This is a genomic window from Asticcacaulis sp., from assembly GCF_051954415.1.
Lineage (GTDB): Bacteria > Pseudomonadota > Alphaproteobacteria > Caulobacterales > Caulobacteraceae > Asticcacaulis.
In genome coordinates this window covers 181,714-199,286 of the sequence record NZ_JBQCHT010000047.1, presented here as the reverse complement: position 1 = coordinate 199,286, position 17,573 = coordinate 181,714, and the positions used below count along the sequence as shown (strand labels likewise).

The window sequence follows — 17,573 nt, the reverse complement described above, 5'->3', positions numbered from 1 at the left end:
GATTTCGCCATGACATCGCCTCGCTCTGACTCTAAAGAAGAATGGGTTGCGTTAACATTATTTTGCGCCGACCGTCCTATACATGAACCGCCCCCGTGACTAGCCGCCAATAAAGTAAAACAGCCGAGCCCAGCCGAGTCTAAGTGAAGAGAATTTTCGACATAATCCGCAAGCGGCTGCGCCTTTTCATTCTGGGCTGGGTGGTGTTCATGGTCGTGGTTCTGGGGGCGCGACTGGCCCAGGGGCCGATCCGCGTCGACGGCATCCGGTCCATTATTATTTCTCGCCTCGAAGCGCAATTGCCCCGCACGGAAGCCAGTATCAAGCATCTGGATCTTGTCTGGTTCGGTGACGCCCGCGCGGTCGGGTTCCGTTTTGAAGACCTGATCATCACCGACCGGCAGCACCGGATCATTGCCCGCGCAGGGAAGATGGAGGCCGCCCTGGCGGCGGACAGTCTCATTGTGGCCCACTTCGCCCCGGCACGACTGACGGCGGAGGATTTTTTTGTCGCCGCCTCGGTCTCGAAGGAAGGCCGTTACGATCTCGGCTATGAGGCCCACGGCAAACCGGCGCGCACAAGCGGCCTGGCGCGTTTCTTTTATGACCTGACGGGGCCGGAAAAGCTGGGCCAGCCGGTCAGTTTCACCCGGCAGCTCAGCCTGAAGAATGGCCAGTTGAGGCTGATCCAGGAAGGTGCGCCGCTTGACTGGACGGCCAATGTGTCGACCGTCGACTTTACCAAGTTGCATGGCAAACTGACGGCGCATACGGCCTTATCCATTGACGGCCTGGGCATGGAGGCGGGGGCGCCCGCCACTTTTAAGGCCGAAGCGTCGGGCGTGGTTGGCCTGGGCCGTGCCAGCATCTCGGCCAATCTCCATAACCTTGTGCCGAGCCGGGTGTTCCCTTCAGTGGGCCTGACCCGCGCCCTGGCGGGCATCAATGCGCCGGTAGATGGCCTGACCCGCGTGGATTACAGCCAGAAAAAGGGATTCGAGGGGGCCGCTTTCGATATCCGTGCGGCGGCGGGGCGCATAGATATCGGCGACTTCCATCAGCCCTTCAATGAAGCCCGTATCCGGGCAAACTACACCTCGGCAACGCATACCGCGCGGTTCGATACTTTCCGCGTCAAGTCACGGATGCTGGATACCGACCTGAAGGGCGCGGTCATTGTGCATCCGGGGGATGCCAAGGCCAAACGTGACATGGCCCTGGCGTTCAATTTTACCGGACCGCGGGTGACTGCCCGGCTGGCTGACGATTTTGCCCTGCAGACCCTGACCAATGCCCGCCTCAGGGGCAGTTATGTGCCGCGTCAACGTCGCTTGCACATTGAAAGCGTAACAGGGCTGATCAATGGCGCGCCGTTGCAAAGCCAGGGTGTTGTCTATACGGACGATACGGGCGAACTGGGCGCCGACCTGACGGCGCAGATAAAGGGGCGCTTCACCAAGGAGGAGGTTTTTGCCTTCTGGCCGGAAGACCTGTCGCCGAATACACGCGCAAATCTGATCGAACGCATTCGTGGCGGGGATTTCGCCAATGCCGATTTCGTCCTCAAGGCTGAGCCGGGGGATTTTCATAATCTCGAAAACGAGGATCTGCGGCTCGATTTCGATTTCGAAAATCTTGAACTCTATCTCGAACATCGCCTGCAAAACGCCAAGGGTCTGAAAGGCCACGGCATCCTGCTGGGCAACAGCTTCGCCATGGATGTTTCCGGCGGCCGACTCGTGGATGTCAACCTGATCAAGGGCGGGCTGAGCGTGCCCGACTTCCGCGATCGAAGGACAAAAACCCATATCTGGCTCGATGCCGAGGCGGATGTGCCGAGCGTCATCGAGGCGATCGACCCAATTACCGATAATCATCTGAGCCAGAATGGGCTGACCCGCCAGCGTTTGAGCGGCGCGGCCACCGCCCATGTCGAGATCGATTTCCCGGTCTTCGGCAATATCACCAATGATAATTTCAGCGTCAGATTCAACGGCCACATCAACAATGGAGCCTTCAAACAGGCAGCATTGGGCTGGGATATGAGCCAGGGGCAACTGAACATAACCGGTGATCTGCTGGCCGATAAGCTGACCATCACCGGACCGGCGCATCTGGGGCCCTATTATGGTGATATCGGCTACCGCACACAAATGAACGTCAGGTCGCAGGACATTGATTTCACTGGTCACTTCAATGCGGCGCAGTTTGGCGGTTCGCCGAAGGTGCCGGTGGCGATCACGGGGCAGTTTACCGTGGCCGGCCGGGCCGGAAAGGGCCGGATCAGTTCGGATATTTTCCGCGGAAATGTAAGCTGGAGCGGCAATCCGGAAGGCGAGGAACAGCGCCCGACCGACATGCTGATCGAGGGCGCGATCCTTTCTGATGGTATGGAAGGGCAGGGACTGCCCATTTTCGAGCACCTGAAGCGTGAAATACCGACCCGCATATCCCTGTTGCGTTCCGGTGATATCTGGAGCGGTGAAATAGATGCGGAAGCGCTTTCCGGCGATATCGCCTATATCCAGGGCACGCGGCCGCGCCTCGTCTATAAATCGGTTATTACGCCGGATGAAGCCGATGAAATGGGCTATGGCGCCTTGCCGATGTTTAAGGCACCGCGCCACCTGACGGTCAATATCTCCCTTGATGGCCAGTCACGCGAGGCCCTGCTCAAGCTGGACCAGATGAGCGCCGTGCTGGGCTGGTCGGAGATACCAGGTACGGACGAATTGCGGCGCCGTCTCGACATGAAGGTCATGCCGGATGACTGGTACGTTCTGGGCCTGCCGAAAGCCTTTTTCACACCGCCCGCGCCAGTCAATGTCACCGCCCTGTGGCAGCAGGATGACAAGAGTTTAACCGGTGAAGTCAAGTTACTGGATCAGACCATCGCCTTCGACATGCCCCTGCGCGGCCATGGCAGTCCGCCCCCCATCATGCTGCCGAATACCTCGGTGCCTTATGAACTCCAGGTGCGCGGCACCGCCAGTGATGCCGTGTTGGCGGCCCTGGGTTATTCCCAGACCCCTGTTCATATCGCCGGAAATGTCGGTCTGGTGTTCAGTCTTTACAATACACCGGGACAACCAGCCGCCGTGCTCAATCTCGATGCCACCAATGCCCAGTTAGGCGTGAGGGCAACGGACTGGAACAAGCCGGCGGGCGAAGCGGCGTTATTTGCCGTCTCCATTGATGAGCAGGGGCCGAATGGGGGCACAAACCTGTCGCGCATCTATGGCGAGGGCGCACATATTGGTATTGACGGACGGGCGTCATTCTCGGACGCAGGCGACCTGCAATTCGGCGATTTTTCAAAGCTTTATCTGAAGGACTTCATTGATGTCGCCTTCAAATATTATGCCGTACCCGATAAAAACACCAATATCATCTCGATCAGCGGCAATCAGCTTGATCTGCGTCCCTGGCTGGACGCCAAGAAGGAGCGCGTTCTAAAGGCCGTGACCAAGGCCGTGATTCCGGCTGAAACCGCCACCGCGGGGGCACCCGTGCCGGCGACGCACCTGGTGGTTGATCTTGCGCAATTGCGCATGGCGCCGGATGGCGTTTTTAACGATCTGAACCTGGACCTGACCTGGGATGGCCGCAATGGCCTGAGCGGCTCAGGACATGGGGAAAGCATGGATGGCAGCCCCTTCACCCTGGCCATGACTTCCGAAGGCGGCTACAGCCTGTTTACGGCCAGGACCGGTAATCTCGGCAATGTCATCGAGACCGCGACCGGCAACCACAATGTCAGGGGGGGCGTGGCGGTAATCGACGGGGTTTACGCCAATGGCCAGATAGACGCCTCCCTGCGGGGACATGATGTCCGCGCCCAACAGATACCGATACTGGCGCAACTGCTGACGGTGGCGTCGCTCCAGGGGCTGAACGATACCCTGGTGGGCGATGGCATCCTGTTCACCGATTTCGATTTCCCGATCCGCTATAAGGACAATGTCGTCTTTATCCGTGACGGTTATGCCAAGGGTGAGGCGCTCGGCATAAATGTCTGGGGCACAAGCGACCTGGATACAAAGGCTTTGGCCTTGAGCGGCACCCTGATCCCTGCCTACAGCCTGAATGGCATCTTCGGCGACCTGAGATCGAACGGACTTGGCCTTGTCGGGATCAAATACCATGTCCACGGCACGCAGAAAGCGCCGGAAGTGCTGGTTAATCCGCTGTCGGTCGTCTTGCCGGGCTTTATGAAGGTGTGGTTCGATTCCAGTCGCAAGGAACCGTTTCCGGCGCTCGACCTGCCAACCCTGGAAAACAAGCTCGACGACCTGCGTGACCGCAACGACAAGAGCCTGAAAAAATAGGCCGGCTGGATTTCCAGCCGGCCTGTTATGTTTGGGAAATCAGGCTGGCCTGACCAGGACGATCTTCTTCTTGCCCTGCGAAATCTTGACGACGCCGTCCGCATTCAGGTCGGCTTTTGTCACCAGTTGATTGCCGTCATTGATCGCTACATCGTTGACGCGCAGGCCACCGCCCTGGGCCAGACGCCGCGCCTCGCCATTGGAGGCGGTCAGGCCGATACGGGTGGCCAGGGCCGCCAGCATGATGCCTTCCTCCAGGGTGGCCGTCTCGATTTCCACTGTCGGCAGGTCGGCCGACAGTACGCCTTGTTCGAAGGCCTTCTGGGCCGTGTCGCGTGCTATGACCGCGGCTTCGACGCCGTGGACCATTTTAGTGGCTTCATCGGCCAGGATCTTCTTGGCTTCGTTGATCTCGGCGCCTTCGAGCTTTTCAAGGCGGGCGATTTCGTCGATCGGCAAGGTGGTGAACAGACGCAGGAAACGGCCGACATCGGCGTCTTCGGTATTGCGCCAGTATTGCCAATAGTCGTAGGCACTGAGCATATCGGCATTGAGCCAGATGGCGCCGCCGACCGTCTTGCCCATCTTGCCGCCGGAGGCCGTGGTTAGCAAAGGCGTCGTCAGTCCGAAGGCCGCCTTGGTATTCATGCGACGCGTCAGTTCGACACCGTTGATGATATTGCCCCACTGGTCCGAACCGCCCATCTGCAGGACGCAATTGTATTTTTCGTTCAGTTCACGGAAATCCACCGCCTGCATCAGCATGTAGTTGAATTCCAGGAAGGTCATCGGTTGCTCCCGATCAAGCCGCAGCTTGACGGAATCGAAGGTCAGCATCCGGTTGATGGTGAAGTGCGTGCCGAAAGTGCGCAGGAACTCGACATAGCCGAATTGCGATAGCCAGTCGTCATTATTGACCATGATGGCGTCATTGTCGTCTTCCCCGAATTTCAGGAAATTAGCGAAGACGCGTTTGATCCCGTCCATGTTGGACTGGATCTGTTCGTCGGTCAGCAGCGGGCGCTGGGTGTCCTTGAAGGTCGGATCACCCACCTTGGTGGTGCCGCCGCCCATCAGGACGATCGGCTTGTGGCCGGTTTGCTGAAGCCAGTAGAGCAGCATGATCTGAACCAGCGAGCCGGCATGGAGCGACGACGCCGTGGCATCGAAACCGATATAGCCGGTCATCATGCCTGCCGCCGCCAGGGTATCGAGCGCTTCCGCGTCGGTACACTGATGGATGAAACCGCGCTCTTGCAGAGTGCGCAGAAATTCGGATTTGAAGCTGTGTTCGGTCATGATAGCTATAACAGTGTCGAAGTTGGGCCGCCTGTGTGGCCTGATATGCAGCGCAACGTCAAGACATAAGAGGGCCCGGATGATGAAAGTGCTTGGTTTTATGACCGGAACCTCGCTGGATGGCGTCGATATGGCTGTTCTTGAAACCGATGGTGAAACGCAAGTAGCTTTCGGTCCATGGGCGGAACTGCCCATGCCGACCGCGACGCGGGATATATTGGAAGCTACAATTCAGGCCGCCCTGAAGTGGCCGCGTGGCGAGGCGGAACCAGCCATTTTTGATGAGGCCAGGCGCGCGATTGTGGAGTGTCACTTTCAAGCGGCAAGTGACTTTCTGGAGCGCAACAGCCTGAGTTTTGCTGATTTCGACGTGTTGGGCGTCCATGGCCAGACCGTCCTGCATGAGCGCCCGAAAGGGGGCGTCAAAGGGCGGACGGTGCAGCTTTTCGACGGCCAGGTTTTTGCCGACCTGACCGGCGTGCCGGTGGTCTGCGATTTCCGCCAGGCGGATATCGAGGCGGGTGGCGAGGCGGCGCCCCTGATGCCGGTCTATCATCAGGCCCTGGTGGAAAATGCCGGTCTGGATTTGCCTCTGGTGGTCATTAATCTTGGCGGCGTGGCCAATATCACCATGATTTCCGACAGGGGCCTTGTGGCGATGGATACCGGTCCGGCGAATGGATTGATGGATCAATGGATGCGTCAGCATGGTCGCGGCGATTTCGATCATGAAGGGCGCATGGCTGCGACCGGCAAGGTCCATGACAATATCGTCGCGCAATATATGGCGCATGAATTTTTCAACGCGGCGGCGCCGAAGTCGCTCGATAGGTATGATTTCACTTTGCAGGCCATTGAAGGGCTGAGCTTCGAGGATGGCCTGGCCACCCTCAGTGCCTTTACGCTGCAAAGCCTTCTGGCGGGCATCGACCTGACTGGCGTCAAACCGAAGACGGTCATTCTGGCTGGCGGCGGGCGGCATAACCGGCACCTGGTCGAACAGATCAAGGTCGCCCTGGCGCCGGCGGAGGTACGGCTGGCCGAAGACCTGAACTGGCGCGGCGGCGCGCTGGAGGCAGAAGGTTTCGCCTATATGGCCGTGCGTTCGCTGAAAGGGCTGCCGATTTCCTTCCCCGGCACCACCGGCGTCAAAATGCCACTCACCGGCGGGCGTGTCAGTTATCCGAAAGCCCGCCGTCAATCACTGGCGGGATAGGAGACGGAAGATGAGAATTGCGCTTATGATCGGGTTGCTGGCGCTGGCGGCCTGTTCGCCTGTCAAGCCGACATCGGACGCCTCTGCGGCCGCTTCATCTGCGGAGAGTGACTCGGCGTCCCTGGCACCCGAAGCGGTTTTATTGCCGCAAGCCTTCACCGGGCGTTGGGATGCCAGTCTGGATACCTGCAAGGCGTCGAGTGACATGAAACTGGTGGTTACCCAGACGGAACTGGCCTTCTGGGAAAGCCGCGGGCTCATAAAGAGCGTCATCATCAACGGCCCGGACGAGGTGACGGTCAGGGCCGCTTTTTCCGGCGAAGGCGAGCAGTGGGACCGCGACCTGCACCTGGTGCTGGCCGATAACGGCCAGACCCTCAAGGTGGATGATACGGCGCGCGTGCGCTGTCCTTAATTACTCGCTTTCGCCCGCCATGCGGCGGTCGATATAGGCACCGACGCGGCGTTCGACTTCCGGCAGTTGCTCGTTCCAGAAGTGATTGGCTTCCGGCACCACTTCCGAAGCAATGGTGATGCCTTTTTGTGTCCGCAGCTTAGCGACGACGCGATCCACTTCGGCCGTCGGCACGATCGAATCGTTGCCGCCATGCAGGAACATGCCGGAAGCCGGGCAGGGGGCCAGGAAGCTGAAATCATAGGCATTGGTCGGCGGCGAAACCGAGATAAAGCCGTCGGTCTCCGGGCGGCGCATCAGCAACTGCATACCGATATAGGCCCCGAAATCATAGCCGGCTACCCAGAATTGCGAGGCGGTGGGGTTCTTGGCCTGCAGCCAATCGAGGGCGGTGGCGGCGTCCGCCAGTTCGCCAATGCCGGAATCGAATTCGCCCTGGCTTTTCTGAATACCACGGAAATTGAAGCGCAGCACCGAAAATCCGCGCGTCATGAACAGGTGGAACAATTGCACCGTGACCGGATTATTCATGTGGCCGCCCGCCTTGGGGTGCGGATGCAGAATCAACGCGATCGGCGCATTCTCCGTCTTGCCGGCGCTGTAGCGGGCTTCGATGCGTCCGGCGGCGCCGGCCAGAATGACTTCGGGCATTCAATCACCTTGTAAAATCATAAAATTGTCATGTTGCGGCGCAAAATACTTGACTGCGTTAGTCGGAATTATTACATTCCGGTCCACACCGCCAAAGGCAGCAATTGCGCCTCTTAGCACAAAGATTTCTCTTTGCGCAGGTTTTTGAAACAAATCCATACAGGACCCCTCATGCGCCTATCGACCAAAGGACGTTATGCGGTCATGGCCATGACCGACCTGGCGCTGAATGCGCAGGGGAGCGAAAAGGGCGGGCGTCCCATTTCCCTGTCCGAAATTTCCGAACGTCAGCAGATTTCACTCTCCTATCTGGAGCAGTTGTTCGCCCGTCTGCGCAAGGCCGGACTGGTCAAAAGCGCGCGCGGCCCTGGCGGCGGCTATACGCTGGCCCGCGAGAGCAGCGCCTTGTTCGTTTCCGAAATCGTGCTGGCCGTCGATGAGCCGATCAAGGCCACCCGTTGTTCGATGACCTCAAACAAGCTGGGCGCCAACAAGCGCCTCACCAAGGATCAGGCTGTGCGTGAAATCGGCTGTATGCCGGGCGGCCAACGCTGCCTGACGCATAATCTGTGGGAAGACTTAGGCGTGGCGATTCATGACTACCTGTCACAGGTCTCGCTGGAAGATGTCATCCGCAAACGGACGCGCAAGACGGTCCGCATCACGACTCCGGAAGCTGTCTCTCCCCTGATGGTGGAGGCATAGATTTTGGCGAACATCCTGTATCTTGATCATGCTGCGACCTCGCCGCTTCGCCCCGAAGCGCGTGACGCCTTTCTGCGTGCATCAGAGCAGGGGGGCAATGCCTCGTCGGTGCATAGTCTGGGTCGCAAGGCGAAGATGATCCTGGAAGAGGCGCGCAATGATCTATTGTCAGCGGTCAATGCGATTGGCATTGGCGGGCTGGTTTTTACCTCCGGTGGCACCGAGGCCAATGCGCTGGCACTGCATCAGGCGAGGGCGTATGACTACACCGTTGTCTCCGCCGGCGAGCACGACAGCATCTATGGCGCGGTCTCCGGCGCGGCGGTTGCGCCCCTGAAAGCCACGGGCGAGGTCGATCTGGCGGCGCTGGAAACTTTGTTAGAGCGCGATGGCAGGCCGTTTGTCTCGATCATGCTGGCTAATAATGAAACTGGCGTGATCAATGATGTCGCCAGGGCGGCGTCACTGGTTCATGCGCACGGCGGCTGGCTGCATGTCGATGCGGTGCAGGCACTGGGCAAGATCGATATCGATTTCGCCGCATTGGGGGCGGATTCCCTGGCCGTTAGCGCGCACAAGATTGGCGGCGGGCAGGGCGTGGGCGCCCTGATCTATAACCGCGATCATGCGCTGAAAGCCCTGATCACCGGCAGCGGCCAGGAACTGGGCATGCGCGCCGGCACGGAAAATATTGCCGGCATCGCGGCCTTCGCGGCGGCGCTTGAGGCTTGCCATGGCGTATCTGACGATTTATGCAGCGCACAAAATTCGATCGAGGCGGCATTAAAGTCGCTTGGCGTCACCATATTGGGTGAAGAGGCAGAGCGCGTACCGGGCATCCTCTATATCGCGCAAGCAGACTGGGCGTCGAACCTGCAACTGATCCATATGGATATGGCCGGGATTTGTGTCTCATCGGGTTCGGCCTGTTCTTCGGGCAAGGTGAAGTCAAGCCGTGTGGTTATCGGTATGGGGCGTCCCGATCTGGCGGATAAGGTGCTTCGCATCTCTTCGGGCTGGACGACAAAGGCAGAAGACTGGCGTCGTTTTTATGACGTCTGGTCAAAGGGTTATGAAGTGTATTTGAAGCGTCACGCGAAAGAGCTGGTGTAATGGCTGCGGTTAAGGAAACCATCGAGACGGTCGCCGGGCTGGAAACCTATGAGCACGGCTTTGTCACCGATATCGAAATGGAGTTCGCCCCCAAGGGTTTGAACGCCGATATCGTGCGCTTCATCTCCGCCAAGAAAAACGAGCCCGAATGGATGCTCGACATGCGTCTGGCCGCCTATGAGCGCTGGCTGACCATGGAAGAGCCGGACTGGGCCAAGGTCAATTACCAGAAGGTCGATTACCAGGGTCTCTATTATTATGCCGCGCCGAAGAAAAAGAACGGCCCGAAATCGCTCGACGAGATCGATCCGGAATTGCTGGCGACCTATGCCAAGCTCGGTATTCCGCTAAAGGAGCAGGAAGTGCTGGCGGGTGTTGTCGGCGCGCCGAAATATGCCGTCGATGCCGTGTTTGACTCGGTGTCGGTTGTCACCACCTTTAAGGACGAACTGAAAAAGCATGGCGTGATTTTTTGTGCGATTTCAGAAGCCTTGCGCGAATATCCTGATCTTGTGCGTCGATATTTGGGTTCAGTCGTGCCGGTGTCGGACAACTACTTCGCCGCCCTCAATGCCGCTGTCTTTTCAGATGGATCGTTCGTCTATGTGCCGCCTGGCGTCCGCTGCCCGATGGAACTGTCGACCTATTTCCGCATCAATGCCGAAAACACCGGCCAGTTCGAGCGCACTCTGATCATCGCCGATAAGGGCGCTTACGTCTCCTATCTCGAGGGCTGCACGGCGCCGCAACGCGACGAAAACCAGCTCCATGCCGCTGTGGTCGAACTGGTGGCGCTGGATGATGCCGAGATCAAATATTCGACCGTGCAGAACTGGTATCCGGGCGATGCCGAGGGCAAGGGCGGCATCTATAATTTTGTCACCAAGCGCGCCGACTGCCGCGGCGCGCGCTCCAAGGTGTCCTGGACCCAGGTCGAGACCGGCTCGGCCGTGACGTGGAAGTATCCGTCCTGCATCCTGCGCGGCGATGAAAGCGTCGGCGAGTTCTACTCGATCGCCGTTACCAATGGCGCGCAACAGGCCGATACCGGCACCAAGATGATCCATCTGGGCAAGAACACCAAGTCGCGTATCATTTCCAAGGGCGTGTCGGCGGGTAAGTCGTCCAACACCTATCGCGGTCTGGTCTCGGCCCATGCCAAGGCCAGCGGTGCGCGCAACTTCACCCAGTGCGACAGCCTGCTGATCGGCAAGACCTGTGCGGCCCACACCGTGCCCTATGTCGAGAGCGATACGGCTAAAGCGCAGTTCGAGCACGAGGCGACGACGACGCGGTTGTCCGAAGATCAACTGTTCTACGCCATGCAACGCGGCCTTAGCCAGGAAGAGGCGGTCGCCCTGCTGGTCAATGGTTTCGTGCGCGATGTGTTGCAGGAACTGCCAATGGAATTCGCCGTAGAGGCGCAGAAGCTTGTTGCCATCAGCCTCGAAGGCTCGGTGGGTTAGGAATTGACTATTATGCTTTCAATCAAAGACTTATCCGTCGCTGTTGACACCAAACAGATACTGAAAGGCTTGTCGCTGGATGTGCCCGCTGGTGAAGTACACGCCATTATGGGGCCGAATGGCGCCGGCAAGTCGACCCTCGGCTATGCTCTGGCGGGTCGCCCGAACTATGAGATCACCGGCGGCAGCGTCGATTTCAACGGCGAGGATTTGCTGGAAAAGGACGTGCATGAACGCGCCGCTGCCGGGCTTTATCTTAGCTTCCAGTATCCGCTGGAAATCCCAGGTGTGCCGGCCCTGACTTTCCTGCGCACCGCGCTTAACGCGCAGAAGAAGCTGCGCGGCGAGGCCGAGGTTTCTGCACCGGAATTCCTCAAGCGTGTGCGCGAAGTCGCCAAGACCCTGAAGATCGATATGGACATGCTCAAGCGGCCGCTCAATGTCGGCTTCTCCGGCGGTGAAAAGAAGCGCATGGAAGTGCTGCAAATGGCACTTCTGGAACCGAAGTTCCTGATCCTCGACGAGACCGACTCCGGCCTCGATATCGACGCATTGAAAGTGGTTTCGGATGGCGTCAATGCCCTGCGCGCACCTGATCGCGGCATGCTGGTTATCACCCACTATCAACGCTTGCTTGATCACATCAAGCCGGATCGCGTTCATGTGCTGGTGGGCGGCAGGATCGTCCGTTCGGGCGGGCCCGAGCTGGCGTTGGAACTCGAAGCCCACGGTTATGACCAGTATCTGGGGGAAGCGGCGTAATGTTGCCAAAAACGTTACAAGCGCTGGACATTTTCGATCCGTCGTCGTACCCGACGCGCCGTGATGAGGAATGGAAATATTCCGACCTCAGCCGCGTGCTGCGTGAGGCGCCCAAGAAGGCGATGGTCGTCCGCACCCTGTCGGAACTGGAAGCGGAACCGGATGGCTTTGTCTATTTCTCCGCCGATGAAGCCGGTTTCGACGGCCTACAGGCTGCGGCCGATTTCGCCATGCATAAGGCGCATGGCCGGCTTTATATCGACGGCAATGATTTCGGCGACGAGGACGGCTACCTCGGTTATCAGGGGCATGGCGAGATCAGCCTGACTGCCGGTCAGGAACTGGTGGTCTTCGAAGACTATACCGGCGCCTTCGAGTACGCCGTCCATAGCCATCTGCGCTTTACCCTGGCCGAGGGGTCGAAGTTGACGCGCGTGGTGATACTGGACGAGCCGGAAACCGCCGTTTCCGTGCGCCAGTCAACCGTTGAGACCGCGCCGAATAGTGTCTTCAAGCAGTATGTCTTTTCATCGGGCGCGAAGTTCCAGCGTTTCGAGACGCAGGTCAATCATGCCGGTCATGGCGCGGTCGTCGAGATGAACGGCGCCTACCTGCTGAAGGACAAGCGTCATTTCGACCTGACCACGCGCGTCACGCACAGCCAGATCAACGGCGAGACGGCGCAACTCATCAAGGGGCTGGTCAAGGATACCGCCACAGGTGTTTTCCAGGGGCGTATCCTTGTCGAGAAAGGCGCAGATGGCACCGACGCCCGTATGCGCCATCAGGCCCTGATCCTGAACGACGGCGCGCATATCCGCGCCAAGCCGGAACTGGAAATCTATGCCGATGACGTACAGTGCGCGCACGGCAACACGATCGGCGCGCTGGATGAGGAAGCCCTGTTTTTCTGCGAGAGCCGCGGTATTCCCGAAGAAACGGCGCGCGCCATGCTGACCCATGCCTTTGTCCTGCCGGTGGCCGATGCCATAGAGGATGAGGTTTTGCGCGAGACCGTGTTGAATTTCCTGGAAAATGCTTCTGAGAGCATGGAAGGGGAGAGCTTTCATGCCCTTTGACGTTGAAAAGGCTCGCGCCGATCTTCCGATCCTGTCGCGCGAGATCAAGGGCAAGCCGCTGGTCTATCTTGATAGTGGCGCCTCGGCGCAAAAGCCGAATGCCGTGATCGACGCCATGTCGTACGCCATGCGCCATTCCTACGCGAATGTGCACCGTGGTCTGCATACACTCGCCAACGAGACGACGGACGCCTATGAGGCCGGCCGCGAGACGGTGGCGCGTTTCATCGGCGCGCAGACCAATGAGATCATCTTCACCAAGTCGGCAACGGAATCGATCAATCTGGTCGCCAACACCTGGGGCGAAAGCCTGCAAGCCGGTAACGTGATCCTGACTACCGAGATGGAGCACCACGCCAATATCGTGCCTTGGTACATGCTGGCAGAGCGCAAGGGCGTGAAGCTGGTCTATGTGCCGATCCTGGATGACGGCTCACTCGACATGGCCGCCTTCGATCAATTGTTGACCCCGCAGGTCAAGCTGGTCTGCGTCACCCATATGTCGAATGTGCTGGGCACGGTTAATCCGATTGCCGATATCATCGCCAGGGCCCATGCCGTGGGTGCAAAGGTCATGGTCGATGGCTGCCAGGGCGTTGTCCATCTGCCGGTCGATGTAAAAGCGCTCGATGCCGATTTCTACGCCTTTTCGGCGCATAAGCTCTATGGGCCGACCGGGCTCGGCGTGCTCTATGCCAAGGCAGAATTGCTGGAGGCCATGCCGCCGTGGCAGGGCGGCGGCGAGATGATCGCGCACGTCACCAAGGAAAAGATCACCTGGAACGAGCCGCCGCATCGATTTGAAGCCGGCACGCCAGCCATCCTCGAAGTGATTGGCCTGAAAGCCGCCATCGACTGGCTGTCGCAGTTTGACCGGACGGAGATCATCGCCCATGAACATGCCCTGTATCAGCGCGCGCATGACGCCCTGACACAGATCAATTCCCTGCGCGTTCATGGCGAGGCGCCGGGCAAGGGCTCGATCCTGACCTTCTCGCTCGGGCAGGCGCACGCCCATGACGTGGCGCAGATCCTTGATCGCTATAATGTCGCCGTGCGCGCCGGCACGCACTGCGCCGAACCCCTGATGACCCGCCTGGGCGTGACCTCTACCGTTCGCGCCTCCATCGCCCTATATAATACGGAAGCCGAGATCGATGTCCTGGCCGAGGCTGTTGCCAAGGCCCAGTCCTTCTTTGCGTAATGTGTGAGCCCCATGACTGAAGCCGTTGAATCACAAGAATCCTTATTTAGCCTGGATGAGATGGGCGCCAACCAGCCGTCGGCCCTCGCGCAGGAAGAACTGACGCGCCTGACAGATGACCTGATCGCGGCCTTCAAGACGGTCTTCGATCCGGAAATTCCGGTCGATATCTATGAACTCGGCCTGATCTATCGTGTTGATGTGTCGGATGACCGTGACGTGGTTGTGGATATGACCCTGACTGCGCCGGGCTGCCCGGTGGCCGGCGAAATGCCAGGCTGGGTCAAGGAAGCCGTCATGACCGTCAACGGCGTGCGCGACTGCGATGTCAACCTGGTGTTCGATCCGCCCTGGGATTCGTCGAAAATGAGCGATGAGGCCAAGCTGCAACTGAATATGTTCTGATCATGGAAGTACAAGTCAACCCTCGCGTTCGCCGTCCACGTCCTGCCGTTGTCTCCCTGACTGACGCGGCCGCCGCGCAGGTCAAGGCCATTATGGCGAAAGCCGTGAAGCCCTATGTCGGGCTACGCGTCGGTGTGAAGCAGGGCGGCTGCGCGGGGCAGGAATATGTGCTTTCCTATGCCGAAGAGGTCGGGCCCATTGATGAAGTGGTCACTGACAAGGGCGTGACCATCCTGATCGAGCCCAAGGCCGTGCTCTATCTGGTCGGCACGGTGATCGATTACGAGACGACCAAGCTGGCCTCGAAGTTCGTCTTCAATAATCCGAATGAAACCGATGCCTGCGGTTGCGGCGAGAGCGTGACGATCAAACCCGTTACCGCCGACTAACGCCGCAACCGCAAATTTGTACTGGAATGGGGTTGCGGCGAGAGTGTGACGATTAAACCCGTTACCGCCGACTAACGCCGCAACCGCAAATTTGTACTGGAATGGGGTTGCGGCGAGAACGTAACGATCAAACCTGCGGAAGGCGGATGGTCAACCGGAGGCGCGTTTGGCTGTATCTTCTTGGAGCCAGGTCAACGCGTCGTCCAGCGAGTCGAAGGATTCCCTGATGTCATGCGGGAATAGGCCGTTAACGGTATGTACGCGCCGGGCATCCAGAGGGTTGTTGACGATGATCGCTGCCTTCAGGCTGTAATTAATGCCTCGTGTGCGGTCTTCCCACCAGACGGCGAAGCGCTCAAGTGCATTGACGTCGACCAATCCTTCGGCGCGCCGATAGTCCAGAAGGCGATCATACAGCCAAGGTTCTGCGAGGCTGGCATAGGTCTCGATCCACTTGTCAATCAGGGCCTGGCTGTCAATATCGCCGCTGATATTGAAAACGATCAGATGCTGATCTTCATCAACACGGGCGCTGATACGAAAGCCGCGAGACATAAGAAACTCCATGATCCACCGGTACGGCTGATCATAGGCAGCGACCTTTAAAAAGAGACTTAATCGCTCACCAGTACAGAAGCTGCGAGCGGCTGACCTGTCGCCTCGCTGATCAATGCCTGGGAGCGTGCCTCGATCCGGTCGCGCAGGGTGGCAAGGAATTCGTCCTTGCCCATACCCGGCGGTATCGGCTCCAGAAATTCCAGGATGGCCGTGCCCGGTGTCTTCTTGTAATGATCTTCCTCCCAGAACAGACCCAGATTGGTGGCAACCGGTACTACGGACATATTGAAGTTGTTCATCATGTGCCATACGCCGGAACGATAGCGCCGATAGGTGCCGGGCGCATTCAAGTGACCTTCCGGGTATATCAGGATGCTCCGACCATCTTTCGCTGCATCCGCGGAACGGCTGGCCAAATTCTTGCGCGCTTCGATACCACCGCAGTTATTGACGACAATGGCGCCCAGCTTGGAGAGGAGGGTGCTCATAAGCGGAAATTTTTCAAGATGATCACCGGTGACGAAGGCGAGGTCATCGAACTGAGAGTAGATGCAGAAGCCGTCGCCCCAGCTATGATGCTTGCAGGCAAAAATCACCGGCTGGGCCGGAATATGTTCACGGCCGCGGACCTCCAGCCGGATGCCGGCGAATATCCGCATCGCCTGCACCATGCGGCGCGTGTAGCGCTGAATGATCCACTTGACCGGTTTGCGCCCTGGAAAAAGCGTCAGAACCAGCGCCATCAGGCTGTAGGTAACTGACAAAAACCAGTAGGCGACGGCAAACAGAAAGCTGCGCATGACAGACATACCCCAAATTGACAACATCACTTGAACATTGTTCAAGTGATGTTGTCAATCGGAATTCAGGGCAGGCTTAGGCTGCGTTGGAATCCGTTTTGAGTGACTCGGCAATGGTCACCTTGTTGCGACCGTTATTTTTGGACGTATAGAGCGCCTTGTCGGCCCGATCGAGCAGGTCGAAGGAATCCTCGGCATATTCGCGCTGAGCGATGCCGGCGGAGATGGTGACCGTGCCCAGGTCTTCGTTGGTAGAGCGGCGCTTCAACACGCGCGAAGCGATTTCGGTACGCGCTTCGTTAAGCAAGCGCTCGACCGTATCACAGGTTTCACCAGGGAAGAGCAGGCCGAATTCCTCGCCACCGTAACGAGCGGCCAAGCGTGGCGGACGGCCAATACGCGCCAGGACCGAGGCAACATAACGCAGAACCTGGTCGCCGGTCTGGTGGCCCCAGGTATCGTTGAAACGCTTGAAGTGATCGATATCGATAACGGCCAGGGTCAGCGGGCTGGAAATATCGTCGTTTTCGCAGTGACGATCCAAAGCTTCGTCGAATGACTTGCGATTGGCCAGGTTGGTCAGTGCGTCGGTCATGGCCTCCATGCGCACCTGATCCAGATGCTTGCGGAGACGATTGACTTCGCGCGAGGATTCCGTGAGACGGCCTTCCAGCAGTGAATGGTGATCGAGAACGGTTGTGGTGGCTTCCGCCAGGCTGTCGATCAGGCTCCTGAGCGCGACGGCCTCAACCTCGCTCATCGACTTGCGGGCGCCTTCCAGGGTTTCGCCATAGGTCTTCTGCGCCTGCTGGGCTTCGACAATGACTTCGGTGATGGACGCCAGTTCTCGGGTCAGCTTCAGGCCGGCGTCGCGCACTTCATCATTCAGCTTCAGGCGGGCAATGAACTTGCTGGCCAGGCTTTCAGAAATATCCTCGGTAATGGTTTCTCCGGCGGCGACCAGCCGCTGGATTTCCTGCGCCAGGGGGCATTCCGGATCGCCGGCGACATAAAGCCAGATCTCATAGTTGAGCGGGGTCGGCCAAACGCCGTGATCCTGCATCAGGCGCAAGGCTTCACCGGCTAGGGCATAGGCGGCAGGACTTCTTACGCTGATCTCTATGTCGTTGTTCATTCGTTCTTCTGGCCCCCTTTCAGGGACCTTCCCTGGCGGTCTCGTGCG

17 protein-coding genes are annotated in these 17,573 nt (G+C 58.7%); 11 read left to right on the top strand and 6 right to left on the bottom strand.

From position 1 onward, the window contains the following. Nucleotides 1-143 precede the first annotated feature (143 nt). Complete coding sequence (locus ACTHND_RS18820) at nucleotides 144-4,328, top strand: hypothetical protein (protein WP_440179494.1); 4,185 nt, start codon at nucleotides 144-146, stop codon at nucleotides 4,326-4,328. 39 nt (nucleotides 4,329-4,367) lie between these two features. Here ACTHND_RS18820 and tyrS read toward each other — a convergent pair whose 3' ends face one another. After that, on the bottom strand, nucleotides 4,368-5,627 hold the full coding sequence (gene tyrS, locus ACTHND_RS18815; RefSeq protein WP_440179493.1) for a tyrosine--tRNA ligase: 1,260 nt from the start codon (nucleotides 5,625-5,627) through the stop codon (nucleotides 4,368-4,370). A gap of 82 nt (nucleotides 5,628-5,709) precedes the next feature. Here tyrS and ACTHND_RS18810 point away from each other — a divergent pair, with 82 nt between their 5' ends. After that, entirely contained in the window at nucleotides 5,710-6,843 is a 1,134-nt protein-coding gene (locus ACTHND_RS18810; RefSeq protein ID WP_440179585.1) for an anhydro-N-acetylmuramic acid kinase, read from the top strand. A gap of 10 nt (nucleotides 6,844-6,853) precedes the next feature. Next, nucleotides 6,854-7,258 carry a hypothetical protein gene (locus ACTHND_RS18805; RefSeq protein WP_440179492.1) on the top strand — a complete coding sequence of 135 codons (405 nt, stop codon included), beginning with the start codon at nucleotides 6,854-6,856 and terminating at the stop codon, nucleotides 7,256-7,258. Here the strand turns inward: ACTHND_RS18805 and ACTHND_RS18800 are convergent, their stop codons facing one another. Beyond that, nucleotides 7,259-7,909, bottom strand: coding sequence for an alpha/beta hydrolase (locus tag ACTHND_RS18800; protein ID WP_440179491.1), 651 nt, complete (start codon nucleotides 7,907-7,909; stop codon nucleotides 7,259-7,261). Next, complete coding sequence (locus tag ACTHND_RS18795; RefSeq protein ID WP_440179490.1) at nucleotides 7,910-8,068, bottom strand: hypothetical protein; 159 nt, start codon at nucleotides 8,066-8,068, stop codon at nucleotides 7,910-7,912. It abuts the gene before it with no gap. Nucleotides 8,069-8,080: 12 nt separating this feature from the next. Here ACTHND_RS18795 and ACTHND_RS18790 point away from each other — a divergent pair, with 12 nt between their 5' ends. From ACTHND_RS18790 to ACTHND_RS18755, 8 genes are read left to right on the top strand one after another with little or no spacing between them, the layout of a single operon-like run. Further along, entirely contained in the window at nucleotides 8,081-8,614 is a 534-nt protein-coding gene (locus tag ACTHND_RS18790; RefSeq protein ID WP_440179489.1) for an Rrf2 family transcriptional regulator, read from the top strand. A 3-nt stretch (nucleotides 8,615-8,617) separates the two neighbouring features. Next, a complete protein-coding gene (locus ACTHND_RS18785; RefSeq protein WP_440179488.1) occupies nucleotides 8,618-9,727 on the top strand; it encodes a cysteine desulfurase family protein in 1,110 nt (369 codons plus the stop codon). After that, nucleotides 9,727-11,193 (top strand): Fe-S cluster assembly protein SufB, encoded by a 1,467-nt coding sequence (gene sufB, locus ACTHND_RS18780; protein WP_440179486.1) that lies wholly within the window; start codon nucleotides 9,727-9,729, stop codon nucleotides 11,191-11,193. The genes ACTHND_RS18785 and sufB overlap by 1 nt, the downstream gene beginning before the upstream one ends. 12 nt (nucleotides 11,194-11,205) lie before the next feature. Next, nucleotides 11,206-11,955 carry a Fe-S cluster assembly ATPase SufC gene (gene sufC, locus ACTHND_RS18775; RefSeq protein WP_440179484.1) on the top strand — a complete coding sequence of 250 codons (750 nt, stop codon included), beginning with the start codon at nucleotides 11,206-11,208 and terminating at the stop codon, nucleotides 11,953-11,955. Beyond that, the gene (sufD, locus tag ACTHND_RS18770) at nucleotides 11,955-13,034 is read left to right on the top strand and encodes a Fe-S cluster assembly protein SufD (protein ID WP_440179483.1); all 1,080 of its coding nucleotides are present in this window, start codon (nucleotides 11,955-11,957) and stop codon (nucleotides 13,032-13,034) included. Before sufC ends, sufD begins: the two co-directional genes overlap by 1 nt. Further along, the gene (locus ACTHND_RS18765) at nucleotides 13,024-14,238 is read left to right on the top strand and encodes an aminotransferase class V-fold PLP-dependent enzyme (RefSeq protein WP_440179482.1); all 1,215 of its coding nucleotides are present in this window, start codon (nucleotides 13,024-13,026) and stop codon (nucleotides 14,236-14,238) included. Before sufD ends, ACTHND_RS18765 begins: the two co-directional genes overlap by 11 nt. Before the next feature lie 12 nt (nucleotides 14,239-14,250). Next, on the top strand, nucleotides 14,251-14,643 hold the full coding sequence (locus tag ACTHND_RS18760) for an SUF system Fe-S cluster assembly protein (RefSeq protein WP_440179481.1): 393 nt from the start codon (nucleotides 14,251-14,253) through the stop codon (nucleotides 14,641-14,643). A gap of 2 nt (nucleotides 14,644-14,645) precedes the next feature. Next, nucleotides 14,646-15,032 (top strand): HesB/IscA family protein, encoded by a 387-nt coding sequence (locus ACTHND_RS18755; protein ID WP_440179480.1) that lies wholly within the window; start codon nucleotides 14,646-14,648, stop codon nucleotides 15,030-15,032. 150 nt (nucleotides 15,033-15,182) lie between these two features. Here the strand turns inward: ACTHND_RS18755 and ACTHND_RS18750 are convergent, their stop codons facing one another. The 3 genes from ACTHND_RS18750 to ACTHND_RS18740 all read right to left on the bottom strand — a co-directional run bounded on the left by ACTHND_RS18750 (nucleotide 15,183) and on the right by ACTHND_RS18740 (nucleotide 17,525). Further along, entirely contained in the window at nucleotides 15,183-15,587 is a 405-nt protein-coding gene (locus tag ACTHND_RS18750) for a hypothetical protein (RefSeq protein ID WP_440179479.1), read from the bottom strand. A gap of 59 nt (nucleotides 15,588-15,646) precedes the next feature. Beyond that, nucleotides 15,647-16,390: a lysophospholipid acyltransferase family protein gene (locus ACTHND_RS18745; protein ID WP_440179477.1), complete on the bottom strand. Its 744-nt coding sequence runs from the start codon at nucleotides 16,388-16,390 to the stop codon at nucleotides 15,647-15,649. Nucleotides 16,391-16,466: 76 nt separating this feature from the next. Beyond that, entirely contained in the window at nucleotides 16,467-17,525 is a 1,059-nt protein-coding gene (locus ACTHND_RS18740; RefSeq protein ID WP_440179476.1) for a GGDEF domain-containing protein, read from the bottom strand. Nucleotides 17,526-17,573 lie beyond the last annotated feature (48 nt).